The sequence below is a fragment of the Chromatiaceae bacterium genome, from assembly GCA_024235395.1.
GTDB lineage: Bacteria > Pseudomonadota > Gammaproteobacteria > Chromatiales > Chromatiaceae > Thiosocius.
The window spans coordinates 203,681-227,453 of record JACKMK010000002.1 but is presented as its reverse complement, the minus strand read 5'-3'; the positions used below and the strand labels follow the sequence as shown (position 1 = coordinate 227,453).

Sequence of the window (23,773 nt, the reverse complement as noted above, 5' to 3'; positions counted from 1 at the left end):
GCCGCACCCCGCAACCAGGCCTGATAAAATCGCGCGACATCGTTCCCTACTCCCTGACCCTGTCCATGACTGTAAAGATTTACCACAACCCGCGATGCAGCAAGTCCCGCCAGACGCTGCAACTCCTCGAACAGCACGCGATCAGCCCGCAGGTGGTCGAATACCTCAAGACCCCACCGGATGCTGCCGAACTCGGCCGCCTACTCGACATGCTCGGCCTCGAACCCCGTGATCTGATGCGCAAGGGCGAGGCGGAATACAAGACGAGTGGCGCCGCCGACCCGTCGCTCAGCCGCGAGGCGCTGATCGACCTGATGGTCGAGCATCCCAAGCTGATTGAGCGGCCCATCGTGGTCAACGGCCGCAAGGCGGCCCTCGGCCGGCCACCCGAACGGGTGCTGGAGATCATCTGATGGCCTACCTCCTGGTGCTCTACTACAGCCGTCACGGCGCCACGGCGGAGATGGCCCGCCTGGTCGCGCGCGGCGCCGAACAGGCGGGGTGCGAGGCACGGCTGCGCAGCGTGCCGCCGGTATCCGCCGACCACGAGGCGAGTGCGCCGCCGGTCCCGGACAGCGGGGCACCGTACGCGACGCCCGACGACCTCGCCGGCTGCGCCGCGCTCGCGCTCGGCAGCCCGACGCGCTTCGGCAACATGGCGGCGCCACTCAAATACTTCCTCGACGGTACCAGCGGCCTGTGGATCGAAGGCGCCCTGGCCGGTAAACCCGCCGGCGTGTTCACCTCGACCAGCAGCCTGCACGGCGGACAGGAGACCACCCTGCTGTCGATGATGCTGCCGCTGCTGCATCACGGCATGCTGATCACCGGCCTGCCATACAGCGAGCCGGACCTGCTCGAGACCCGCGAAGGTGGTACGCCCTACGGCCCCTCGCACCTCGCCGGCAGGGACAGCAAGCTGCCACTGAGCGCCGCGGAGAAGAATCTCTGCCAGGCACTGGGCCGGCGGCTCGCCGGACTCGTGGTGGCATTGCAGGGAGCGCAGCGATGACCCGCGCCGCGCGCATGCTTTCGCTGGCCGCGTACCTCGCGTTGATCGCCGTCGTGATGGCCTGGATCGTGTTTCTCGGCGACGTGGAGAAGTCCCGGATCTCGCTCTATCTGGTACTTTTCGTGACGCCCTTGCTGATTCCGCTGCGTGGCGTCCTGCACGGACGCGACAAGGCGTTGGTATGGGGCGCACTGGTCGCGTTGCCCTACGCGGTGCACGGAGGCGTCGTGGCCTGGAGTGGACCCGCGCGCTGGCTCGGCCTGAGCGAGGCGGGTCTCAGCCTCGTCTACCTGATCAGTGCGAGCCTGTTCATCCGCTGGCGCGCGGTCGCACACGGCGCATGATCCGGCAACTGCCGCTGGCGCTGGCGCTGCGCCATGCGCCCGACCTGCGCGACTTCGTCGCAGGTCCCAATCAGGCGATTCTCGATGCGCTGCGACGAGGTCTGGACGGTGAACGCGAGCCGTTGATCTATCTGTTCGGCGCGTCGGGCAGCGGTCGCAGCCACCTGTTGCTCGGCCAGTGCGCGGCCGCCCAGCTTCGCGGCCTGCGCTGTGCCTACCTGCCGCTCGCCGCGCGCGAGGAACTGGCTACCGCGATGCTAGACGGGCTGGAGACGCTGGATCTGGTTGCGGTCGACGACGTGCACGCAATCGCCGGCGACCGGCCCTGGGAAGAGGCATTGTTCGCACTGTTCAATCGCTGCCGCGACCGGGGCACCCGGATGCTGTTCAGCGCCGACCGTGGCCCCGCCGCCCTCCCGCTGACGCTGGCCGACCTGCGCAGCCGTCTCGCCTGGGGGCTGACGATCGGCCTGCAGCCGCTCGACGATGCGGCCAGACACGCGCTGCTGCTGGCACTCGCGGCACGGCGGGCACTGCAGGTACCCGACGAGGTCGCACGGTATCTCCTGGAGCGCGGACCGCGCCATCCGGGCGGCCTGGTCGAATTGCTCACACGCCTCGATCACGATTCGCTGGCCGCGCAGCGCCGGCTGACGATCCCGTTCGTGCGCGACCGCCTGCAGGTCGGTCAATCGGTCGATTGATCGGGCGGCACCTCCGCGGGACTTGCCTCCCCGTACAGCGTACTCGAACGGTAACGGGCGACCAGGTGGCGCACCAGGACCATCGCCACCGCCGCCACAGGCAACGCCAGCAGGATGCCGAAGAAACCGTACAGCTGGCCGCCGGCCATCACCGCGAAGATCACTGCGACCGGGTGCAGTCCGATGCGCTCACCGACCAGCCGCGGCGTCAGGAAGGTGCCCTCGATCACTTGACCGACGACGAACACGACCACCACCCACGGCAGATCCGCGATGCCCTGGGACTGCAGCACCGATGCCAACCCGGCGACCAGGATGCCGACGATCAGCCCGAGGTAGGGCACGAAGCTGACCACGCCCGCGAGCATGCCGAGCAGCAACGCGAAATCCAGGCCGACCAGCCACAGGCCGGTGGTATAGATCACGCCCAGCGCCGCCATCACCAGCAGCTGACCGCGCAGAAAGGCACCCAGTACCTCGTCGGATTCCCGCGCGAGACGCACCCAGGCGACCTCGTTGCGACGCGGCAGCAGCGCGTGGATCCCTGCGATCAGGTGATCCCAGTCGCGCAGCAGGTAGAACGTCAGTACCGGCACCAGGACCAGATTGGCCAGCCAGCCGACCAGGACCATGCCGGAACTGGACACCGACGACCACAGCCCGGCGAGCACGCCGCCTGCCTCGCGCCAGTGTTTCGCCAGCGCCTGGGGCAGCATCGCGAACTGGAAATCGCCGACTTCGCCGGGCAACAGCGCCTGCAGGCGCGGCAGCAGGTGCCCGCGCAGCCATTCGAGGTAGCCCGGCAGTTTCTGCAGCAGCTGGGTGATCTGCGCCTCGAGCCGCGGCACCAGCAACAGCAGCAACAGGATCGCCAGCATCGTGAGGACGCAGAACACCAGCGCCACCGCCGGCGTGCGCTTCAGACCGCGTGCCTCGAGTCGGTCGACCAGCGGATCGCCGAGATAGGCCAGCAGCGCCGAGAAAACGAACGGCATCAGGATCGGCGACAACAGATACAGCAACCACGCGAGCAGCGACAGTGAGACCAGCAGCCACAGGCGGTATGCGTCAGTCATGCAGACCTGTCCCGCCGGCGCGCGCGCGTCGGCTCCATTCGCGCACATAGCCGGTGCCGCTGAGCAGCACGGTCAGCATGACCGCCCAGATCAGGGTCCACAGCAGCCAGCCGGGGATCCCGCCGAACCCGACCTCGACGACACCGACCGCGGCCAGCGCGATCTGCAGCAGCGTGTTGAGTTTGCTGATCAGACTGGGCTCCGGCTGTACCGCCTCGATACGGAAGTTGTAGACGATCGCGCCGCTGACGATCAGCAGATCGCGCGCCAGCACGCTCAGTACCAGCCACCACGGGAACAGCCCCAGCCAACCCAGGCAGACAAAGGTCGAGATCAACAGGAACTTGTCCGCCAGTGCGTCCAGGATGCCGCCGAGGCGGGAACTCCAGCCGAAACGCTTGGCAAGGAAACCGTCCAGCCCGTCCGAGGCACCGGCGACCAGGAACAACCCGATCGCCAGCGAAAAACGCTCGGTGAGCAGGCTCCAGACGATCGGGCCGACCAGCACGATCCGCGCAACGCTGATCACGTTTGGCAGATGGCGCAGGTAGGCGGACATCACAACGCAGGCATCGGCGATGGATCAATACAGCAGGCGATAGTAGAGATCGGCAAGCTGCGGCGGTTCGCCCGGAGGCACACCGGTGCCGGACAGGTCGTCGACCGGCGCACCGAGTGGCGCCGGGCCCCCGCTGGACAGGGTGTCCGCCGGCCAGGGTCGCAGCGGAACCGGCGGCGCCGGCTCGGTCGCGATCTGCCCGCTCGCCTCGAGTGCCCGCGCCAGGTCACGCTGGTCGCCGCGTACGCGGAATTCGAACACGAACCGATCGCCTTCGACATGGCGCAGCGCTGCCTGACCCAGGGTCTCGACGTCCTTCACCAACGCGGCCAGTCGACCGTATGCCGCCAGGTCGCGTACCCCGGAGAAACTTACCAGGGTACCGGCGTCCGTGCCGCTCGACGCCAGGGGTGCGAGCCGTGCGGCGAGCAGATCCTGTGTCTGATCCACCGCTGCGGCGAGCGCCTCCGTCAGCGGCTGCGGCGGGGTCTCAAACACCTGGACCGCATCGCCGTCGATCAGTGACCAGCTGCCGCTCCATTTCCCGCTCGATGCCGCACGCAGGCGCCCGGTGACGACCACCTCGTGCGGGTAGCGTGCCGACGCCCGCTGGATGCCGTCGGCATAATCGGACCACAGGTCGGCCGGGGTCAGCGCGCCCTGGTCCTCCAGATCCATCAAGGGCAGCTGCAACGGCATGCCGCGCTGCTGAGCGCGTGCCAGCACCGCCGCGCGACCCTCGGGCAGGTTGTCCAGGTTCAGTAGGGCGCGCCGCCCGCCGCGCTCGGTGGCGACCCACAGCAACACCCGTGGCCGCTGCACCCATACCGGCAGATTGCGCTCGCGCAGCATGCGCTCGACCGCCCCGCGGTCGAACCGCGCCCACAGGATGCGCTGTACCTCGCCATCCTGGTCCGCGGTCCGGTAACGGTACTGTTCGACCAGAGACGGTGCCCGGTCGAGGACCTCACGCGCCGCCGGTTGTGCGCCGATCCGGGCGTTGCCGCTGACGCGGACCAGCACGTCGCCCAACAGGCGCGACAGCGTGGCATTGCGTGTCTCGACCCCCTCGTCGGCGACCACGGCCTCGGCATCGTACAGATCGGCGGGCGTCGCGGCCGTTGCCTGGCAGCAAGCGAACCACAGCGCGAGCAACATCAACTTGGCTAGATTTTGCATGGCGCGAATTCTAACCTCGTTTTTCCCGTCCAGTCGCCGGCCGGCTGTCCGTCGCACCCGGGACGTACCGCCGCCGGGCGCTCCACCGGCACGCGGCCGCCCCCACATCCCGAGTGTCCGAACAACCGGGGGCCGCAATGGGACAGTGACGAACGATGCAGGCTAAAATGGCGGTTTCGCAGTCCCCCGCCCGGAGTCACCCTTGAGCGAGCAAAGCACGCCTACCGATCGCGCCCCGTTGAGCTACGCCCAGGCCGGCGTCGACATCGATGCCGGCAATGCGCTGGTCGAACGTATCAAGCCGGTAGTCAAACGTACCTTTCGACCCGGGGTGATGAGCGGCCTCGGCGGTTTCGGCGCGCTGTTCGAACTCCCGGTCGGTCGTTACCGCGAGCCGGTGCTGGTTTCCGGTACCGACGGCGTGGGCACCAAACTCAGGCTGGCGATGCAGATGGGACGTCACGACAGCATCGGCATCGACCTGGTCGCGATGTGCGTGAACGACATCGTCGTCGCCGGCGCCGAACCGCTGTTCTTCCTCGACTACTACGCGACCGGCCGGCTCGACGTCGATACCGCGGCGAGCGTGATCGGGGGCATCGCGCGCGGCTGTGAACTGGCCGGCTGCGCCCTGACCGGCGGCGAGACCGCCGAGATGCCCGGGATGTACGAAGGCGAGGACTACGACCTGGCGGGATTCGCGGTCGGGATCGTCGAAAAGTCACGCATCCTGGATCCGGACAGCGTGGGCACCGGCGACGTGCTGCTCGGCCTGGCTTCTTCCGGACCGCATTCGAACGGCTACTCGCTGATCCGCAAGGTGCTCGAGGTCAGTGACGCCGCGCTCGATCTGGCGTTCGACGGCACGACCCTGGGCGATGCGCTGCTCGCGCCCACCCGGATCTACGTCAAGCCGTTGCTCGCGCTGCTCGCCGAAGTCGAGGTGCATGCGCTGGCGCACATCACCGGCGGTGGCCTGACCGAAAACCTGCCGCGCGTCCTGCCGCAGCACAGCTGCGCCCAGATCGACCGTGCTGCCTGGACCCTGCCGCCGGTATTCCGCTGGTTGCAGGAACAGGGGCGGATCAGCGAGGCCGAGATGCTGCGCACCTTCAACTGCGGCATCGGCATGGTGGTGTGCGTTGCCGCGGACCAGGCGGACCGCGCCAGCGCGCTGCTGAGCGCCGGGGGCGAGACGGTGTATCGCATCGGCGAGATCCACGGCTGCGACTGCGCAGAGCCGTGCGTCCGTTACCAATGACCGGGACCGAACAGCCGCTGCCCGTCACGGTGTTGATCTCGGGCGGTGGCACCAACCTGCAGGCGCTGATCGACGGCGCAGCGGCCGGGCAACCCTACCGGATCGCCAACGTGATCAGCAACCGCCCCGGCGTCTATGGCCTGGTACGCGCGCAGCGCGCGGAGATCCCGACCAGGGTGATCGATCACACCGAATATCCGAGCCGCGAGGCGTTCGACGCGACCCTGGGCGACGCAGTCGAGGCCGGTGCACCGGGCCTGGTCGTACTGGCCGGTTTCATGCGCATCCTGACGCGCGATTTCGTGGCCCGCTTCGCCGGCCGCATGCTCAATATCCACCCGTCGCTGCTGCCGGCCTTCCAGGGCCTGCACACCCACCGCCGCGCGCTCGAGGCCGGGGTGTCGGAGCATGGCGCCAGCGTGCATTTCGTCACCGACGAACTCGACGGTGGCCCGGTGATCGCCCAGGCGCGGGTGCCGGTCGCGGCCGGTGACGACGAAAAGACACTGGCCGCCCGTGTGCTGCAGCGCGAGCACCAGCTGTTACCCCAGGTCGTCCGCTGGTTTGCCGAGGGCCGGCTGCGCCTCACCGGGGGACAGGTATGGTTCGACGACCGCGCCCTCGACGCACCGCTGCAGATCTGAGTACCGGCGCGATGTATCGGTACCTGGCAGCCTTTTGCCTGTTGCTCGCGGCATGCACACCGACACCCCGCACCCTGCAGGGCCCGCTCGCCATCGAGGCGAGCTACCGCCTGCTGTTCAACGACGCACTGGTCGGGCAGGCACTGTTCGTGCTGGAGATCGGCCGCGACGGCCACTACCGGCTGGATGCGTTCACCCGCCCGGCCGGGCAGATGCAGAACCGCGCCGACCATGAGGTGCTGGAGAGCAGCGAGGGGGTTCTGGACGCGCAGGGTGCGCGTCCGGAGCGGTTCGAGCACAGCGTGATGCAGGATGGCGAGATTGAACTGGTCGGCCTGAAATTCGACTGGGCGCAGCAGGCCCTGTGGCTCGAGGGCCCGCAGCCTCGCCGCATGGCCCTGTTGCCGGATACCCAGGACCGGCTCAGCTATCTGCTGGCCGCACACGACCTGGCAGCGACCGGTGAGGGCAGTCGGCAACTGCAGGTCGCATCCGCCGACGCGGCCGAGGAGACGATCCTCGAGGTCACCGGCCAGTCGGTGGTCGAGGTGCCGCTCGGACACTATCAGGCGACCGGCATCCGACGCATCTCGCCGGATCCGGACGAACACCGCACGCTGTGGTTCGACACCCGACTGGTGCCGCTGCCGTTGCGGATCGTGCACCAGCGCGATGACAACGTGGTCGAGATGCAGCTCGAAGAGGTCAACCGGCGTCGGAGCGATCCTCGCTGATGCGACTCGCCAGGGGGCCGCTCTGCCCCCGGTACTTGGCGTCGTCCCGCGTGGTGTAGGGGCGGCGCGCAGGTCCGGTGAGCGTCTCGAAGCTCATGGCGCCGATCGCCATGCCGGGACGCAGCGCCAGCGGCAGTTTCCCCGAATTGAAAAACTCCAGCACGATGTTGCCGCTCCAGCCCGGGTCGATGCGGTGTGCGGTCACGTGCACCATCAGTCCGAGACGCGCCAGGCTCGAACGACCGTCGAGCCAGCCGACCAGATCGTCGGGCAGGGTGATCGCCTCCAGGGTGATGCCCAGCGCGAGTTCGCCCGGATGCAGCACGAAGGTGTCCTGCTCGCTGATGAAGATCTCGTCGCCCATCACCTTCTCGACCGCCTGATTGACCTGCTCGCGCGAGCCGGACAGGTCGATGAACGGGATGGTGTGCGAACTGAATACGCGGAACCGGTGACCGAGTCGCAGGTCGACGCTGACACCGCTGATCGCCCGATCGTCGGGTCGCGGCTCGATACGGATGCGCTGCTCGTTCAGCGCAGCGATGATGTCGCTGTCGCAGAGTCGCATGCTGGCTTCACCTCTCGGCAGGTCTGGGTGCCGGCAAGTCTACACCAGCGCTCGTGGCAAACCGGCACCGGGCCGCGCCAGACGCCGCGTCAGACCGCGCCTTCGTCGCCGATCGTCTGGGCCTCGGAATGCGTCAGATGCGGATGGTTGCGCAACACGTACCCGCCGGCGTGCAGTTGCAGGACCGCGTTGTGCAGGTTGGTGCGCAGCGCCGAGTTGGGCGAATCCAGGTGCTCGGCCAGCGTGTGCAGGCTCACCTCGACGTGCCGCTCGCGTACCGCGACCGGCAGCTGCAGGCGCTCGGCGATCGCCAGGAAGGGATCGAGCGGCGCGACCCCGGGCGGTGGCGGGTGTTCGACGTGATGGGTGTGCTCGGCCAGCGAGGTGAGCGGGTCGACCGCCGCGAGGCGCTCGCGCAGGCGCTCGATCAGGTCCCGCTCGATGCGGTCGTCCTGGCGGATCACCGCGCCGACGATACTCACCGCGGCACTGGCCGAATCACGATCCGGACGACAGGCGAGGACAACGGCCATCAGTTCGCGCTGCGCCTCGCTGAGCAACGCGGCGCGGTAGCCGCTCATGACGAAATCGTGGTCTTGCGACAGGTGACGCAGAAAGGCCTCGGTCGCAACGTAGTAACGCGAGGTGTAGTGGAACAGCTCCTCCGCAAAGCCGCCCCACTCACCGTGAAAAGGCGGGTAGAAGTGCCCATCGACATTTTTCAGGTCGATCATCGCCGCACCCCCCAACCTCGCGTCCACGCATCAGCCGGCCGGACCGGCGGCGCGCACCTCGTCCGAAACCTCGTCCGCATACAGCGCGAAGTTTTCGTGAAACATCTTCGCCAGGCGGTTCGCCTGGGCATCGTAGGCCGATTTGTCGCTCCAGCTCTCGCGCGGATCGAGGATCTCCGCCGGTACCCCTGGACACTCGGTCGGGATCTCGACGCCGAACACCGGGTCGCGGCGCGTCGGTACACCGTCGAGCAGGCCGTCCAGCGCCGCGTTGACCATCGCGCGCGTGTGCGGGATCGCCATGCGTTCGCCAACCCCATAGGGCCCGCCGGTCCAGCCGGTATTGATCAACCACACCTTGGCCTGGTGCCGGGTGATGCGCTCGCCGAGCAACTCGGCATAGCGCCGCGGATGCAGCGGCATGAAAGGCGCGCCGTAACAGGCGCTGAACACCGGCGAGGGCTCGGTAACACCCTTCTCGGTGCCGGCGACACGCGCCGTGTAACCGGAGATGAAATGATACATCGCCTGCTGCGGGGACAATCGCGCGATCGGTGGCAGCACCCCGAATGCGTCACAGGTCAGGAAGATGATGTTCTCTGGCTGACCGCCGAGCCCATCCGGTGCGGCATTCGGTATCGCGCTGATGTGGTAGGCGCCGCGGGTGTTCTCGGTCAGCGAACCGTCGTCGAGATCCAGGCGGCGGTCCCTGGCGTTCATCGTGACGTTCTCGAGCACGGTGCCGAACCGCAACGTGGTTCCATAGATCTCGGGCTCGTTCTGCGGCGACAGCTTGATCATCTTCGCGTAGCAGCCGCCTTCGAAGTTGAAGATGCCGTTGTCGCTCCAGCCATGTTCATCGTCGCCGATCAGGACGCGCGACTGGTCGGCCGAGAGTGTCGTCTTGCCGGTACCGCTGAGCCCGAAGAACAGCGCGGTCTTGCCGTCCTTGCCGATGTTCGCAGAGCAGTGCATGGGCAGCACGCCCTTATCCGGCAACAGGTAGTTCATCACCGAGAAGATCGATTTCTTGATCTCGCCGGCGTAGCTGGTGCCGCCGATCAACACCATGCGCTGATGGAAGTTGACCAGTATGAACGTCTCGCTGCGGGTGTGGTCCTGACTCGGGATCGCGTGGAAGCGCGGCGAATTGATCACCGTGAAGTACGGCTCGTGGCTATCGAGTTCGTGCGGTTTCGCCTGGATGAACATATTGCGCGCAAACAGGCTGTGCCACGCATACTCGGTGATGATGCGGATCGGCAGTCGATACTCGGGATCCGCGCCCGCGTAGCAGTCCTGCACATACACGTCCTTCATCTGCAGGTACGAGGCCATGCGCTGATGCAGGATGTCGAAGTTCTGTTCGGGGATCGGCTTGTTGATCGTGCCCCACCAGATCTGATCGTGGCTGTCGGCCTCGTCGACGATGAACTTGTCGTTTGCCGAACGCCCGGTGTGGTGGCCGGTGCGCACCACCAGCGGCCCGAGGTGCGAAAGCGCCCCCTCGCGGCGCTGTATCGCATGCTCGTACAGCGCCGGGGTCGGCAGATTCCAGAAGATTTCGTTGAGGTTGTAGAGGCCCTGTGCCTCGAGACCCTGCCCACTCCGGGTCGAAACGTTATCAAGCATTGCGTGTTCTCCGGGCGCACACGCACCCTGATCCCTGCGGGCGTCCATGCGCTGCGTAAATCGACGCCCCGTGCTCCAAATCGGGACGGCTCCTCGTATCGCGCGCACCATTCTGGACCGGAATTCCGGACGTGCCTGCAGATCGGGCGCGACGCGCTTCAGATCAGGCAAATATCCTGCCAAGAACGCGTCGCGACACTCCCTCGGGACCCTGGGAGCACGCGACGTGCGAACAGGCTACAGGTCGCCGAGCTTCCCCATCTCCCTGGCGACCAGGTAGTAGAAGGTGACGCGCTGCTTCTGTTTGTCGCCCTTCATCGTCTCGCAGACCTTCTTGATCACCGCGTCCGCGGCCGCCGCATCGGTCTGGCCGAGCTTCTTCGCGCACCACTTCTCGCGCACGCGGTCCAATTCGCTCTTGTCGGAGCAAGAAACCAGCGAGGCGTCCTTGCTGCGCAGCGCGATACCGAGATGCTTGACGATCTTCTGTACGGTATCGGCATCCGCGCCCGCGTCGTAACGCTTAACGTCGGCGACATAGTCGGTCATGGTGATTCTCCCCCTCTGTGGAACAACGATTGATCGCGCAGTCCGGTGCTTGTTGTGGATGCAGTTGCGGAGCCGTGCGACGCCGTGTGCTGCCGAGCCGTGGATCTCGCGGACCCCTGACCCGTACAGCGGACCGGCTAAGGATACCGCATGTGTGCGTTCCAGGTGACCTGGGGCACTCGGGCCGATTTCGCCCATGCCGGCGAACTCGGTGACACGCTGCTTGTCTATCGGCGGAGCAGGCTGCGGTCCGCGCCGCACCTTGTCCTTGGCCGCACGAGTCGCCAAGATCGCGCCGTGGGGTTTGAGTCCATCAATTCAGGAGGAGTCACAATGCGTTTGTCCAGGATCGTTGTCGCACTGCTTGCGGCGGGTGCCGCCACCGCCTTTGCGGAAGAGCCGGAGAACTACATCAAGTATCGCCAGGAGATGATGGAGGCGATCGGTGGCCACATGGGCGCCGCGACCCAGATCGTGCGCGGCAAGGTTGCACCAGAGGGGCATCTGGCGATGCACGCCAAGGCACTCGCCGACCTGACCGGCGACCTGACCGTACTGTTCCCGCGCGGTTCGGATTTCGGCGAGACGCATGCCAAGGCCGAGATCTGGGACGACTGGGCAAAGTTCGAACAGGCCGCCAACCAGGCCAAAGACGCGACCGCCGGATTCGCGGCGGCGGTGGCCGGCGGTGACGCGGACGCCATCGCGGCGGCGCACAAAAAGGTCGGCCAGGCCTGCAAGGGCTGCCACGAGGACTTCCGCCAGAAAGACGAGTGAAGGGCCACCTGACCTGCCTGCTGTGCGGCTCGCTCGCGCTGGGCGCGGCCGCGGCGGATGACGGGGAATACCTGTTCAACGCGGCCGGCTGCCTGACCTGTCACACGGCCGAGGACGGCCGACCGCTGGCGGGCGGGCGGTCGTTCGAAACGGCGTACGGCACTTTCTATTCACCCAACATCACGCCCGACCGGGAGACCGGGATCGGCGGCTGGAGCCGCGCGCAGTTCATCGATGCGGTAAAGCACGGCACTGCGCCCGATGGCAGCGCCTATTTCCCGGTGTTCCCCTACCCGTCCTACCGGCAGATGAGCGACGCCGATGCGGGCAGGATTTTCGACTATCTGCAGACGCGCGACGCGGTGCACGAGGCAAACCGCGAGCACGACCTGGTGTGGTGGCTGTGGCGCTGGATGATCAGGCTCTGGCAATGGCTGTTTCTCGACCCGCCGGCGCCACCGCCGAGCGACCCGGTGCTGGCGCGCGGCCATTACCTGGTCGATGCCCTCGGGCATTGCGGCGAGTGCCACACGCCGCGCAACTGGGCGGGCGTTACACGCCGTGAACACTACCTGGCCGGGAACCCCGACGGCCCCGAGGGTGAGAAGATTCCGAATATCACGCCGCAGCGTGGAGACGGAATCGGCAAATGGGACGCGGATGAGCTCGAGTATTTTTTCGAGACCGGCGCACTGCCGGACGGCGACTACACCGGCAGCGTGATGAGCGAGGTGATCGACAACACCACCTCGCGATGGAACGCCGTCGATCGCCGCGCGATGGTCGCCTACCTGCGTTCGCTACCGCCGCTTCCGGGTCCCTGACGGCGATGGTCAGCTGGTCTTGAAGCGACTGATCAAGGAGCCGATCTCGCCCGACAGGTTGCCGAGCTGGGAGCTGGCCGCGGAGATGCTGTCGGCGGTCGCCGCGTTTTCCTTGGCGAGGTCGGCGATGTTCACCAGGTTGCGGTCCATATCGCCCGAGACCTGACTCTGCTGTTCGGCCGCCGTGGCGATGCGGTGGGTCATCTCCTGGATGCCGCTGAACCCCGACTGGATCGCCTGCAGCAGATCGCGTGCGGTCTCGACCTCGGTGACGCTCGCGGTCGCCATGGTGCGGCTCTCCGCCATCACCTTGATGGACTCGCCGGCACGCGCCTGCAGCTTGCCGATCATCGTCTGGATCTCTTCGGTCGACTGCTGGGTACGGCTGGCCAGGGTGCGCACTTCGTCGGCCACGACGGCGAACCCGCGGCCCTGCTCGCCGGCACGCGCGGCCTCGATCGCCGCGTTCAGCGCGAGCAGATTGGTCTGCTCGGAGATCCCGCGGATCACGTCGAGGACCGCCCCGATATTGCTGCTCTCCTCGCCGAGCTGGTTGATCACCGCCTGCGCACGCTCGATCTCGCCTTCGAGGTTCTTGATCACGCGCGCCGCGTTCTGCACCGCCTGATTGCCGCCGTTGGCCTGGCCGACCGCGGTCTGGGTATGCTGCGCGGTCTCGCTCGCGGTCACGGCGATCTCGTCGGCGCTCGCCTTGAGCTCGGTCATCGCCGCGGCGACCGTCTCGGTCTCGCGCAGCTGGTTGGATGCCTTCTGCTGGCCCTGTGACGCGGCCTGGGTCAGGTGCTGCGACGAGTCGGTCAACTGCGTCGCGACCGAGCGCATCGCCACCACGGTGGCCTGAATCTTGTCGACGAAGGTGTTGATACCGCGCGAGACCTTGCCGATCTCGTCACGGCGCTGGTCATCCAGGCGACGCGTCAGGTCGCCGTCGCCGTCCGCCAACTCGGCCGCCAGGTGCGCGGTCGAGCAGATCGGCCCGATCACCGAGCGGTGCATGAACACGCCACCGACGAGCACCAGCAACAACAACACCCCCGACGCGGCAAGGGTCCAGAAGCGGACGCCTTCGGCCAACGCGATCGACTGATCCAGCGACTGGGCCGACAGCTCGCGCGCCGACGCCATCGCTTGGGCGACCTCTTCCTGGAGCTTCTCCGCGGCGCCGTCGAACTCGGCCATCACCTGGTTGCCGCCCTGCGGGCCTGCATCGACATAGGCCTGGGCCATGCGCTTTCCGACCGCGTAGTAGGCGGCGAAATCGCCGCGCATCGCCTCGTACAGGGGCGCCTGCGACGGATTGAGGCGCTGCAGCTCGCCGATCAGCGCCTCGGCGGCCTTCGCGTGCTCGGCCGCCTGGTCGAAGCCGTCGTTCAGGCCGTCCAGACCCCGCGTCGCACTGATGTCCGTCAGCCACTGCTGCACCTGGACGACGTGCAGCTTGAGCTCGAACGACTTGGCGATCACCACGGACGTCCTGTCCTTGATCAACTCGCCGTTGTCCACGATGCGGTCGATCTTGCCGCTCATCAGCACGGCCTGCACCAGCAGCAGTACGAAGGTGAACGCGGTTACCGCGGCCAGCTTGTGTTTGAGTGACGTCAGGTTCGGCAGTGCCATCGGAGCTCCTCGCCAGGCCGGCATGTCAAAATTGAGACGGGGAATTCACTTCCCGACAGAATCGAACCAATACATCGGCTGTCGGTGGGGTTTCTTTAAGACACGCCGGCGTCCGCCGCGGCCTCCTCAAGCGCGATCGCGGTGTGACCGCTATCCTGAAGCAGGCCCAAACAGCACCCATCGGTATTCCGTTCCATGCTGAGCTTCGAGCAGATCCACATCGACGTCGCGCGCAATTCCACCGACGATTTCAATCCCTTCCACGATCCGCAGCGCTGGCAGGAGGTCCAGGGCAACCCGTTCGGCGCGCCGATCGTACTCGGCTTCCAGATGGAGTTCCTCGCCGCGGACCGAATCGCACGACACCGTCGCGACAACGGCGAGGACGGCCGCGCGGTCGACAAGGGCCTGCACTTCAGCAACTACGAGTTCCTGTTCACCGACGCGCTGCGCGCCGGTGAGGGCTTCGAGGTCACCGTGAAGAACACCGTCGACAGGACCGCCAAGGGGGGCGGCCTGTCGAATCGCGTGGTGCTGCGCAAAGACAGCGGCCGCCCGGTGCTGATGGGCTCGCAGAGCGCGACCGCGGAACCGCGCTTCCTTGCCGACGCCACGCCCAGCGGCCTGCCGCAGCTCGAACGCTTCCCGGACCGAAGCCGGATACCGGGCAGCCCGTTCTTTCTCAAGCGCAAGTTCCTCAACACCAGCAACGGCAAGAATTTCGCGCTCGCGGCGTTGTGCGACCAGCACGATTATTTCGACGAACTCACCGAACGCGTGCAGTTCGCCCCGCTGTTCACTGCATCGCTGCTGTCGTGCGCCCTGCTCGAAAAACTGTGGGCCGACCACCACGACTTCGCAGTCGACCCGCTGGTCTATACCAGCCACCAGATCTCGGTCGACCACCGCGTCCAGGACGGGCTGCGCAGCAACGACCGGGTGCACATCCTGGTCGACGGACCCGCACTGCTGCCGCCCGCCAAGGGCCTGGGCGGTGCCGCGGTGGAACAGTACCGGTTCCACTGCTTCGGCGTGCTGCACGGCAGCCAGTTGCTGTTCCGCGCCATCCTGCAGCTGGCGCCGCTGCACGGTTTCCTGGGCACCGACTGAGCCCGCGCCGGCTCAATCGCCGATCACGCCCAGATCGTCGCGGGTGATCGCGACGACCGCCGGGCGAGGTGGCATCCGATCGTCGAAATCCGGCCAGCGGGTCGCGGGATCGTCGAAGGTCGAACGACGCTCGAAACCCGCGAACTGCCGGGTGCCGTCCTTGCCCGGGTGCTGGACCGCGACGAACAGCGTGCGCCCGTCCGGGGTGAAGCGTGGACCGCAGACCTCGGCGCCGACCGGGGCCCGGTAGAACAACCGCGCGGTGCCGCGCCCGGCCCCCTGGGTCTCGAGCGCCCAGACACCGTCCGCGGTGCGACCGAGCCGCGACCAGGCGCCACCCTGGTCGCTGCACACCCATAGGCGTCCCTGCGGATCGATCACCGCGTTGTCCGGGCAGGCGAACCAACCGTCTGCCCCGGTCGCCGGGTTCCACGACGCGCCGACCGCCGGATCGGCGGGATCCCCGGCGCGCACCAGGATCTCCCAGCGCGCATGGTCCGCTGCATGATCGCCGCCCGGCGGGATCAGCTCGAGGATGTGCCCCCAGCGGTTCGTGGCGCGCGGGTTCGCTGCATCGACCTGCGCGGGCGTACGCTGCGGGTTGCCGGTCAGCATCAGGTACACCCGGCCGTTCACCGGGTCCGGCTCGACATCCTCCGGGCGGTCCATCGGTGTCGCCCCCAGCAGGTCCGCGGCGCGCCGCGTCTCGATCAACACGTCCGCCTGGCTGGCGAAGCCCTGTTCCGCGGTCAGCGGCCCCCGGCCGTGGACCAGCGGCAGCCAGTCGAGGTTGCCGTCCGCGTTGAATCGCGCGACGTACAGGGTGCCCCGGTCGAGCAGGTCGCGGTTGGCGCGCCGGTCGCTGCGATCCACCGCTCCGGCGCTGACGAACCGGTACAGATACTCGAATGCCTCGTCGTCACCGGAATACAGCACCACGCGCCCGTCGCCGTTGAGCACACATTCGGCGCCTTCGTGCTTGAAACGCCCGAGCGCGGTGCGCTTGACCGGCGTCGACGTGGGGTCCAGGGGGTCGACCTCGACGATCCACCCGAACCGGTTGGCCTCGTTGGGCGTCTGCGCCAGGTCGAAACGCGCATGCCGCCGACCCCAGGCGAACCGTTCGCCCGGGATGCCATACCGCGCATGATTGGCCGCCTCGGCGCCGTGTTGCAGCTCGCCTACGAAATAGTCGTCGAAGTTTTCCTCGGCCATCAGATAGGTGCCCCAGGGCGTGATACCGCCGGCGCAGTTGGCGAGGGTGCCGATCACCCGGGTGCCGCGGGGATCGGCCGCGGTGCGCAGGCGCGGGTGGCCGGCCGCCGGCCCGGAAAGGCGTATCGGCGTGTCCAGCGCGCTGATACGACGCGCGTAACGGCTGGCATCGACCACCCGCCAACGCCCGGCCACGCGGCGGACCTCGAGGATCGAGCCGCCATGTGCGGCCATCTCGGTGTCGATCCGTCGACCGCTCGCACCCGGGTGCCGGTCCGTGTCGGCGGTGGTCGCCGGGAACATCAGTGATTCGACCGTGTACTCGTGATTCACGCACAGCAGGCCGTGTGCGGAGCCTTGCGCTCCCGCGTGCAGCGGGACATAGCCGATGAAATCGTTGTTGTAACCGAACTGACGCCGCTGCGCGGTGGCCGACTGGGCACGGGGATCGAACGCCGCGGCGCCGGCAAGCACCGGGTCGCCCCAACGGATCAGCACCGCGGCCCGGTATCCCGGCGCGACATGGTGGGTGCGGTCGACGCCGCGCGCGATCTCGGTGAAACGGAAACGCGTCGCGTCGGGCACGTTGGCCAGGACCCGGCCGATGCCGTCCGGCAGCAGGCCGGCGGCCAGCACACCGCAACCGCCACCAAGCAGGGCACGCCGCGTGCAACGACGCCGGATCAGGTCGTCGAGCGTCGCTGCCGGTGCCGCAGTACTGGGTGGATCGTCAGGCCGTCGACGCATTTGAAGATCGAGTGGAGTCCCTGTTCCAGGTTACCGCCTGCAGCAGCAATGTCCATGCCGCCGATCGCGCCGACGGTCTGCGAACGATCCGGCGTCACCGCGGACTAAACTCGCATCGGCAACGCGAGGGGGAGACGTGGGCCGCGCACATTGCTTTCGCTACTGGCTGACCGGGCTGCTGATTGCGATCAGTGGTCTGACCGTGGCCGGCAGCACCCTGCAGACGCCGCACCTGACCCTGCACCTCGAGGCGGAGCGCGAGGTGGTGGTGCCCGGCGAGACGCTGTGGCTGGGGCTGCGGTTCGAGCTGATACCGCATTGGCATGTCTACTGGCGCAACCCCGGCGACTCCGGCGAAGCACCGCGTCTGCGCTGGACACTGCCCGACGGTTGGCGGGCCGGCGATATCCACTGGCCGGTGCCGCGGCGGATCCCGGTCGGCCCGCTGGTCAACTACGGCTACGACGACGAGGTCACCCTGTTGGTACCGGTCGAGATCCCGGCGGCCGCACCGCCCGGGCGGGCGCAGATCGCGGTCGACGCGAGTTGGCTGGTGTGCCGCGAGGAGTGCATCCCGGAAGACGGCCGCCTCACGCTGGAGCTGCCGGTGACCGAACCCGGCGCCGCGACATCGGTGCCTGCAGGTCGGTTCACAAAGGCGCGCGACCGGCTGCCCGGGGCGTTCCCCGGGCGGGTGACTTATCGAAGGACCGGCGACGCTTCGCTGGAGCTACAGATTTCAGGCGGCGACCGACCGGTGGACAGGATCGCCGACCTGTGGTTCGCCGCCCAGGAGTGGGGTCCGGTCGCGGCCGCCGGCGGACAGTCGTGGACACGCGATGGCGATACGCTGCGGCTGTCGGTGCCGACCGGCGAGCTACCGCCCGATGGCCGCTCGTCGCTGCGCGGCCTGTTGGTGGTCAGCGAGCAAGGGACCGGCGCAAACCTGACGCGCGGGTTCGAGGTGGCCGCCGAGCCGCGGCCCGCGACACCCGCCGAAGCCACCCCGACACTCTGGCTGGTGCTCGCCCTGGCCACCGCCGGTGGCCTGCTGCTCAACCTGATGCCCTGTGTGCTGCCGGTGTTGTCGATCAAGGTGCTCGGCCTGGTGCAGCATGCGGAAGGCTCGCCCGCCGGTCATGGTGTGGCGTTCTTTGCCGGCGTACAGCTCAGTTTCGCGGCGCTGGCCGGCCTGCTGCTCGGGGTGCGCGCCGGTGGCGAGGCGCTCGGCTGGGGCTTTCAGCTGCAGCAACCGCTGGTGGTCGTCGCGCTGCTGTACCTGATGCTGGTGATCGCCCTGAACCTGTCCGGGGTGTTCGCATTCGGCGACCGTCTGGGCGGCGCCGGACAGGCCCTGACCGAGCGACCGGGACTGGCCGGGACCTTCGCCACCGGCGTACTCGCCGTGCTGGTCGCCAGCCCGTGCACCGCACCGTTCATGGGTGGCGCCCTGGGTTACGCGCTGACCCGTCCGGTCCCGGAAGCCCTGCTGGTGTTCTTCGCGCTGGGCAGCGGCTTTGCGCTGCCGGTGCTGGTGCTGAGCATCTGGCCACGCTGGACGAAGCACCTGCCACCGCCCGGTCCCTGGATGGAGCGCCTGCGCAATGGCCTGGCGTTTCCGATGTACGCGGCCGCCGCCTGGTTGCTGTGGGTGCTCAGCCAGCAGGTCGGCGCAGGCACGCTGGCGGCCGTGCTCGGCGGCGCGGTGCTGCTCGGTTTCGCGCTGTGGTGGTATGGCCTGGGGCTGCGCGACCGGCGTCGACAGGCGACGATCGCCGCGGCCGTCGGGCTGGCCGGCCTGAGCCTTGCCGCATGGGCGACCTATTCCGAGCGCAGCGAAGATGCCGCGTCCAGCGAAGCGCTGGCGTGGAGCCCGGAACGGGTCGCCGGGTTGCGTGCCGAGGGCCGCGCTATGCTGGTCAATTTCACCGCCGCATGGTGCATCACCTGCAAGGTCAACGAGCGCGTCGCGTTGCGCCGCGACGCCGTCCAGGAGGCGCTCGCGGCGCGGCAGATCACCTACCTGACAGGTGACTGGACACGACGCGACGACGCGATCACCGCTGAACTGCAACGCCACGGGCGCAGCGGCGTACCGCTGTACCTGTTGTATCCCGGCGGCGACGCCCCACCCCGCGTGCTGCCCCAGCTACTGACCGAGGGCCTGCTGTTGCAGGCGATCCAAGCCATCCAACCGAAGGAGTGATGCAGATGCCAACGAACCGTCTGTTTGCAATCATGACCCTGCTGATCAGCGGCGGCGTCCAGGCCGCCGTGCAGGTCGGCCAGCCGGCCCCGGACTTCACGCTGCCCGACACGCAGGGCAAGGTGCACACCCTGGGCGACTACCGCGGCAAGACCGTGGTGCTCGAATGGACCAGCCACGACTGCCCCTATGTCCGCAAACACTACGGTGCGGACAATATGCAGGCGCAACAGCGCGATGCCGCGGCACGCGGTGTCGTCTGGCTGTCGGTGATCTCGTCGGCACCCGGCAAGCAGGGCCACGTCAGCCCGGCGCAGGCCAACCGGCTGACCGCCGATCGCAACGCCGCACCGGCCGCGGTGCTGCTCGACGAGAGTGGTGACGTGGGCCGGCGGTACGGCGCCCGCACGACACCGCACATGTACGTCATCGACGACGCCGGCACCCTGGTCTACATGGGCGGCATCGACAGCGTGCCGAGCGCCAACCCGGCCGACATCGAACGCGCGACACCCTATGTCCGTGTCGCGCTCGACGAGGTGTTGAGCGGCGCGCCCGTCAGCGAGCCCGTGACCCGTCCGTACGGCTGCTCGGTGAAGTATTGAACCGCGTGCCCGTCACAGGCTGAGGTCGACGATCTCCATGCGGTGGTTGCCGCAGGGGTACTCCTCGGACGGTCCCTGGGCGAGTACCGCGATGCCCCTGTCGAAGCCCTGCCTGTGCGCCCAGTCGCGGACGTACGGCGTCCAGTCGGCGAGATCGGCATCGACCTGCAACGGATGCACGCCGTAGGAAAACTGCAGCGCCTGACAGGTCGCGAACTCCTTGCTGAGCGCGGTGATCCAGGTCGGCAGTCGAAAGCGCGCAACATTGCGGGCCATAGATCCGCTGCGGGTCGGCACCATCACCGCGACCGTATCCATATTGGTGACCGCCTGGTGGATGCTGCGCGCGATCAGGTCGGCGAGCCGCGCATTGGCCGGGCAGCGCGCATCGAACACCGAGCGCGGCCGGTGCGGCTCGGTCGCCGCGGCGATCTCGGCCAGCATCTCGATCGCCTCGACCGGATAGCGGCCCATTGCCGACTCTGCCGACAGCATCACCGCGTCGGTGCCGTCGAGGATCGCATTCGCGACGTCGGTGGCCTCGGCGCGCGTCGGACGCCGGTGTTCGATCATCGACTCGAGCATCTGGGTCGCGGTGATGATCGGTTTACCCAGGTGATTCGCCGCGCGCATCAGTTGCTTCTGTACGATCGCCATCTCGGCGATCGGCACCTCCACCCCGAGGTCGCCACGTGCGACCATCAGACCGTCGGCCGCGGCCAGGATCTCGTCGAGTTTTTCGATCGCGCGCGCGCGCTCGATCTTGGCGATCAGGAACGGTTGGTAACCGAGCGATGCGGCCGCCTCGCGCACGGCGTTCACGTCGTCGGCACCGGCGACGAACGACTGGCTGACGGCATCCACGCCATGCTGCAGGGCGAACTCCAGGCACTCCTGGTCGCGTGCGGTGAACGCACTGATCCCCAGGTCGATACCGGGCAGATTGAGGCCCTTGCGCGGCGACAGCTCGCCGCCGGCGCGCACCTCGCAATGCACCTCGATGCCGTCCACACGGACCACTTTGAGCGAGATCAGGCCGTCGTTGAGGAACAGCTTGTCGTCTGCATGTACCGCGCGCGGCAGCGGGTCGAAATTGACCGAGAGTCGGCGCGCGTCGCCGACGATCTCCTCGGTGGTGAGGATGACGGGATCGCCGATCGTGAGCTCGACCTTGTCGGTGGCCAACTCACCGATGCGGATCTTCGGACCGGGCAGATCGGCCATGATCGCAAGGCGTCGTCCGCAACGTTGCGCCGCATCGCGCAGATGCGCGATGGTCTGTGCATGACCGTCGAAATCGCCGTGCGAAAAGTTCAGGCGCGCGACATCCATGCCGGCCTCGAGCATCCGCACCAAGACGTCCGGATCGTCCGACGCAGGGCCGATGGTGCAGACCAGCTTGGTCTTGTGGACGGGCGGTGACATCGACGACTCCGGGCTGGCATTCGAAGGCGCGCCCATCATAAATGACTGTGTGCAAACCGATGGACAAAAAATGGGCGGGACGCCGGTCGAACGCGGTCAGGCCCGGCGGGCAGGCGGGACGATCAGCGACGGATACGGCGCAAGGTCTGTTCGGACCACAGATCGGGATCGAGTTCGGTATTCCACTGCACCGCATCGGGCGCCACGAACGCCATGCCCTGTCGATCGTCCGCGAAACTGCGCGCATACCAGTAGACCCAGTACTGGGCACGGGGGTCGTCCAACTGCATGCTGCGCCATGCCTTGTCGATCACCTTGACGGGTTGACCGTCCCGATAATAGAGGGCGCGGTAGTCGGCGAAGGTCTCCACGTCGACCCAGCTGATACGCTCGTCGTAACCCAGGTCGTTGCGGTACGGACGACTCTGCAGGCGAAACACCGCACGCCCGCGCGCACTGCAGTCTGCGCCGGGGATCGCCGCTGTGTGGCGATCGCGTTCGGTGGGCGGCAACTGAACGACGCCCAGGCAGTCGTCGAAGGTCTCTCGACCGAGCAGCCTGTGCTGCTCGTCGTGCGGCCGCCGTACGTAGATATCGCCGTACGAGAAATTCGACCCACCCCAGTTGTCTGCCGGATCCGGCTCGGCAAAACGGCGCACCTTGCGTAGCGACGGCAGCCAGAGACGGTAGTCGCGGCTGCGCGTCGGATCGCGTGGCTCGGTCACCAGGATGCCGGTGCCGCGCAGTTTGCCGCTGCGAAAGATCGCCAGGTCACTGGCGCCGACCGGGCCGTCGCCATGGTCGTTGCGGCGCCAGCGCTCGAAGGTGTTGACGCGCGTCTGTCCGTCGGCCGAGCGATCGAACACCACGACGGGCGCCTGCGGTGTGCCGTAGTGGATATTGCGCACGGCTGCGAAGTGATTCACGAATTCGATCTCGCGGGCAACCGCGTCTGCACCGGGCGGTGTCGCGCGTGCCCCCGAAATCACGATGCAGCAGAGGAGCGGCACTACCGTCCGCCAGGATCGTCGGCTGGCGCAGCCGATCGATCTCAATGCGGACGGAAACGCTGCTGCCACACCGATCAAGGCACCATGAAGCTGCCCAGCTTCCACAGCATCGACGTCGGGTTCACGCCGTCCCAGCTCTGGAATTCGAGCTCTACGCTGGACACCGAATCGGCGTCGTCCAGCGCATCGATGACGTCGACACTGGCCATCGTCAGGTCCCAGTTCGACTGCATCGTCGTGGTCGACGGCGTGCTGCCGTCGACGACCCGAAACTGCGCCAGCCGCCAGTACAGGCCCGTCGGATCGCTGGCGACCGTCGCTGGGGTCAGCAACAGATCGAACTTGGCACCGATCGGGACGGTCGCATCGACCGCCTGTACATGCATCGTCAGATCACGCTGCAGCACGATCGGTACCCGCGGTACGACATTGTCCAGGCTCGGCATGTGCTGCGAACCGTCGAAGCGCATGATCAAGTGCATCGCCAGCCAACGCGTGGGACCGGCCAGCGCGGACATCTGATCCAGGTGCAGATTCACGTTCTGCAGTTCGGCGACCGCCTGAAAGCGATCGTCGCCGCGGGTCAGATTCTTGTAGTACAGACTGCCTGCCCCGGCGCCATTGTTGGCCGTCAGGTCCATGCGCAGTTGCAGACGGTACCAGTCGTCGTCCTGGTTGCAGCAACGCTGTGCGGTGATCAGCGGTGCGGCATGCACGACACCATCCACCGACTGGATGACGAAGTTCGCCACACTCTGTTGTGAGTCGCGAAAGGTCCCGAAAGCCGGGCCGCGTTCACCTGACTCCAACATCAACAGCTGATCGCCGTTGATATCCCTCCCCAGCGCGACCCCTGCGGCGGCCATCGCATTCACATCGACCTGCGATACAGCCGAGGTCTCGTTTCCGAAGTACGGACTGTAGCGGAACGCCGAATTGTTGGGACGCGTCAGGTATGCAAAGAAACCGGACGCCACACCGGCGAGTGGCTGTACAACCTGGGTGCCGTTGGCCGGCGAATCGTCCTGGCGCGTTACCAACCAACCGAAATCCGGTTGAAAATACCAACCGTCCTGCGCGTTCAGTACATGGTTCAGCGGCAAATCCTCGAAATCATAGGTCACGCCGTCGACCGCTTGCGCGGCCGGGGCGCCGAGCAGCATCGCCAAACCCCCTGCCATCACAGCCGCTCTGGCTGTGCTGAAAACACTTTCCCTGTC

24 protein-coding genes are annotated in these 23,773 nt (G+C 67.3%); 12 read left to right on the top strand and 12 right to left on the bottom strand.

Going from position 1 to position 23,773, the window contains the following annotated elements:
- Nucleotides 1-65 precede the first annotated feature (65 nt).
- The 4 genes from arsC to hda are packed head-to-tail and all read left to right on the top strand — an operon-like array spanning nucleotide 66 to nucleotide 2,060.
- Complete coding sequence (gene arsC / locus H6955_09070) at nucleotides 66-413, top strand: arsenate reductase (glutaredoxin) (GenBank protein ID MCP5313696.1); 348 nt, start codon at nucleotides 66-68, stop codon at nucleotides 411-413.
- On the top strand, nucleotides 413-1,012 hold the full coding sequence (wrbA, locus tag H6955_09065; GenBank protein MCP5313695.1) for an NAD(P)H:quinone oxidoreductase: 600 nt from the start codon (nucleotides 413-415) through the stop codon (nucleotides 1,010-1,012). The genes arsC and wrbA overlap by 1 nt, the downstream gene beginning before the upstream one ends.
- Entirely contained in the window at nucleotides 1,009-1,356 is a 348-nt protein-coding gene (locus H6955_09060; protein MCP5313694.1) for a DUF2069 domain-containing protein, read from the top strand. The genes wrbA and H6955_09060 overlap by 4 nt, the downstream gene beginning before the upstream one ends.
- Complete coding sequence (hda, locus tag H6955_09055) at nucleotides 1,353-2,060, top strand: DnaA regulatory inactivator Hda (GenBank protein ID MCP5313693.1); 708 nt, start codon at nucleotides 1,353-1,355, stop codon at nucleotides 2,058-2,060. The genes H6955_09060 and hda overlap by 4 nt, the downstream gene beginning before the upstream one ends.
- Here the strand turns inward: hda and H6955_09050 are convergent.
- Genes H6955_09050 through H6955_09040 form a run of 3 tightly spaced genes read right to left on the bottom strand, consistent with a single transcriptional unit; the run spans nucleotide 2,045 to nucleotide 4,874 of the window.
- A complete protein-coding gene (locus H6955_09050) occupies nucleotides 2,045-3,136 on the bottom strand; it encodes an AI-2E family transporter (protein ID MCP5313692.1) in 1,092 nt (363 codons plus the stop codon). The genes hda and H6955_09050 overlap by 16 nt on opposite strands.
- Entirely contained in the window at nucleotides 3,129-3,695 is a 567-nt protein-coding gene (locus tag H6955_09045; GenBank protein MCP5313691.1) for a CDP-alcohol phosphatidyltransferase family protein, read from the bottom strand. The genes H6955_09050 and H6955_09045 overlap by 8 nt, the downstream gene beginning before the upstream one ends.
- Nucleotides 3,696-3,719: 24 nt before the next feature.
- Nucleotides 3,720-4,874, bottom strand: a complete 1,155-nt coding sequence (locus H6955_09040; GenBank protein ID MCP5313690.1) for a DUF2066 domain-containing protein — start codon at nucleotides 4,872-4,874, stop codon at nucleotides 3,720-3,722.
- Between the two features lie 202 nt (nucleotides 4,875-5,076).
- Between H6955_09040 and purM the strand changes: the two genes are divergently transcribed.
- The 3 genes from purM to H6955_09025 are packed head-to-tail and all read left to right on the top strand — an operon-like array spanning nucleotide 5,077 to nucleotide 7,513.
- Nucleotides 5,077-6,135, top strand: a complete 1,059-nt coding sequence (gene purM, locus H6955_09035; protein ID MCP5313689.1) for a phosphoribosylformylglycinamidine cyclo-ligase — start codon at nucleotides 5,077-5,079, stop codon at nucleotides 6,133-6,135.
- The gene (purN, locus tag H6955_09030; protein ID MCP5313688.1) at nucleotides 6,132-6,779 is read left to right on the top strand and encodes a phosphoribosylglycinamide formyltransferase; all 648 of its coding nucleotides are present in this window, start codon (nucleotides 6,132-6,134) and stop codon (nucleotides 6,777-6,779) included. The genes purM and purN overlap by 4 nt, the downstream gene beginning before the upstream one ends.
- Before the next feature lie 11 nt (nucleotides 6,780-6,790).
- On the top strand, nucleotides 6,791-7,513 hold the full coding sequence (locus H6955_09025; protein MCP5313687.1) for a DUF3108 domain-containing protein: 723 nt from the start codon (nucleotides 6,791-6,793) through the stop codon (nucleotides 7,511-7,513).
- Here the strand turns inward: H6955_09025 and dcd are convergent.
- The 4 genes from dcd to H6955_09005 all read right to left on the bottom strand — a co-directional run bounded on the left by dcd (nucleotide 7,485) and on the right by H6955_09005 (nucleotide 10,996).
- The gene (gene dcd / locus H6955_09020; protein ID MCP5313686.1) at nucleotides 7,485-8,081 is read right to left on the bottom strand and encodes a dCTP deaminase; all 597 of its coding nucleotides are present in this window, start codon (nucleotides 8,079-8,081) and stop codon (nucleotides 7,485-7,487) included. The genes H6955_09025 and dcd overlap by 29 nt on opposite strands.
- A gap of 89 nt (nucleotides 8,082-8,170) precedes the next feature.
- Complete coding sequence (locus H6955_09015) at nucleotides 8,171-8,815, bottom strand: endonuclease (protein ID MCP5313685.1); 645 nt, start codon at nucleotides 8,813-8,815, stop codon at nucleotides 8,171-8,173.
- Between the two features lie 30 nt (nucleotides 8,816-8,845).
- The gene (locus H6955_09010) at nucleotides 8,846-10,447 is read right to left on the bottom strand and encodes a phosphoenolpyruvate carboxykinase (protein MCP5313684.1); all 1,602 of its coding nucleotides are present in this window, start codon (nucleotides 10,445-10,447) and stop codon (nucleotides 8,846-8,848) included.
- A 237-nt stretch (nucleotides 10,448-10,684) separates the two neighbouring features.
- The gene (locus tag H6955_09005; protein ID MCP5313683.1) at nucleotides 10,685-10,996 is read right to left on the bottom strand and encodes a DUF2853 family protein; all 312 of its coding nucleotides are present in this window, start codon (nucleotides 10,994-10,996) and stop codon (nucleotides 10,685-10,687) included.
- A gap of 333 nt (nucleotides 10,997-11,329) precedes the next feature.
- Between H6955_09005 and H6955_09000 the strand changes: the two genes are divergently transcribed.
- Together H6955_09000 and H6955_08995 are read left to right on the top strand one after the other, a co-directional pair.
- Complete coding sequence (locus H6955_09000) at nucleotides 11,330-11,773, top strand: cytochrome c (GenBank protein ID MCP5313682.1); 444 nt, start codon at nucleotides 11,330-11,332, stop codon at nucleotides 11,771-11,773.
- Nucleotides 11,770-12,597: a cytochrome c gene (locus H6955_08995; protein ID MCP5313681.1), complete on the top strand. Its 828-nt coding sequence runs from the start codon at nucleotides 11,770-11,772 to the stop codon at nucleotides 12,595-12,597. The genes H6955_09000 and H6955_08995 overlap by 4 nt, the downstream gene beginning before the upstream one ends.
- Before the next feature lie 9 nt (nucleotides 12,598-12,606).
- On the opposite strand, the gene H6955_08990 is transcribed toward H6955_08995, so the two are convergent.
- The gene (locus H6955_08990) at nucleotides 12,607-14,235 is read right to left on the bottom strand and encodes a methyl-accepting chemotaxis protein (GenBank protein MCP5313680.1); all 1,629 of its coding nucleotides are present in this window, start codon (nucleotides 14,233-14,235) and stop codon (nucleotides 12,607-12,609) included.
- A 195-nt stretch (nucleotides 14,236-14,430) separates the two neighbouring features.
- Here H6955_08990 and H6955_08985 point away from each other — a divergent pair, with 195 nt between their 5' ends.
- The gene (locus tag H6955_08985; protein MCP5313679.1) at nucleotides 14,431-15,345 is read left to right on the top strand and encodes a hypothetical protein; all 915 of its coding nucleotides are present in this window, start codon (nucleotides 14,431-14,433) and stop codon (nucleotides 15,343-15,345) included.
- Nucleotides 15,346-15,357: 12 nt separating this feature from the next.
- Here the strand turns inward: H6955_08985 and H6955_08980 are convergent, their stop codons facing one another.
- Nucleotides 15,358-17,307 carry a PhoX family phosphatase gene (locus H6955_08980; protein MCP5313678.1) on the bottom strand — a complete coding sequence of 650 codons (1,950 nt, stop codon included), beginning with the start codon at nucleotides 17,305-17,307 and terminating at the stop codon, nucleotides 15,358-15,360.
- A gap of 136 nt (nucleotides 17,308-17,443) precedes the next feature.
- Here H6955_08980 and H6955_08975 point away from each other — a divergent pair, with 136 nt between their 5' ends.
- Entirely contained in the window at nucleotides 17,444-19,513 is a 2,070-nt protein-coding gene (locus H6955_08975; protein ID MCP5313677.1) for a thioredoxin family protein, read from the top strand.
- Nucleotides 19,514-19,518: 5 nt separating this feature from the next.
- Entirely contained in the window at nucleotides 19,519-20,118 is a 600-nt protein-coding gene (locus tag H6955_08970; GenBank protein ID MCP5313676.1) for a thioredoxin family protein, read from the top strand.
- 12 nt (nucleotides 20,119-20,130) lie between these two features.
- On the opposite strand, the gene pyk is transcribed toward H6955_08970, so the two are convergent.
- The 3 genes from pyk to H6955_08955 form a co-directional block, all read right to left on the bottom strand.
- Nucleotides 20,131-21,543, bottom strand: coding sequence for a pyruvate kinase (gene pyk / locus H6955_08965; protein ID MCP5313675.1), 1,413 nt, complete (start codon nucleotides 21,541-21,543; stop codon nucleotides 20,131-20,133).
- Between the two features lie 122 nt (nucleotides 21,544-21,665).
- Nucleotides 21,666-22,469, bottom strand: coding sequence for an outer membrane lipoprotein-sorting protein (locus tag H6955_08960; protein MCP5313674.1), 804 nt, complete (start codon nucleotides 22,467-22,469; stop codon nucleotides 21,666-21,668).
- 158 nt (nucleotides 22,470-22,627) lie between these two features.
- Nucleotides 22,628-23,734 carry a hypothetical protein gene (locus tag H6955_08955; protein ID MCP5313673.1) on the bottom strand — a complete coding sequence of 369 codons (1,107 nt, stop codon included), beginning with the start codon at nucleotides 23,732-23,734 and terminating at the stop codon, nucleotides 22,628-22,630.
- Between the last annotated feature and the right edge of the window lie 39 nt (nucleotides 23,735-23,773).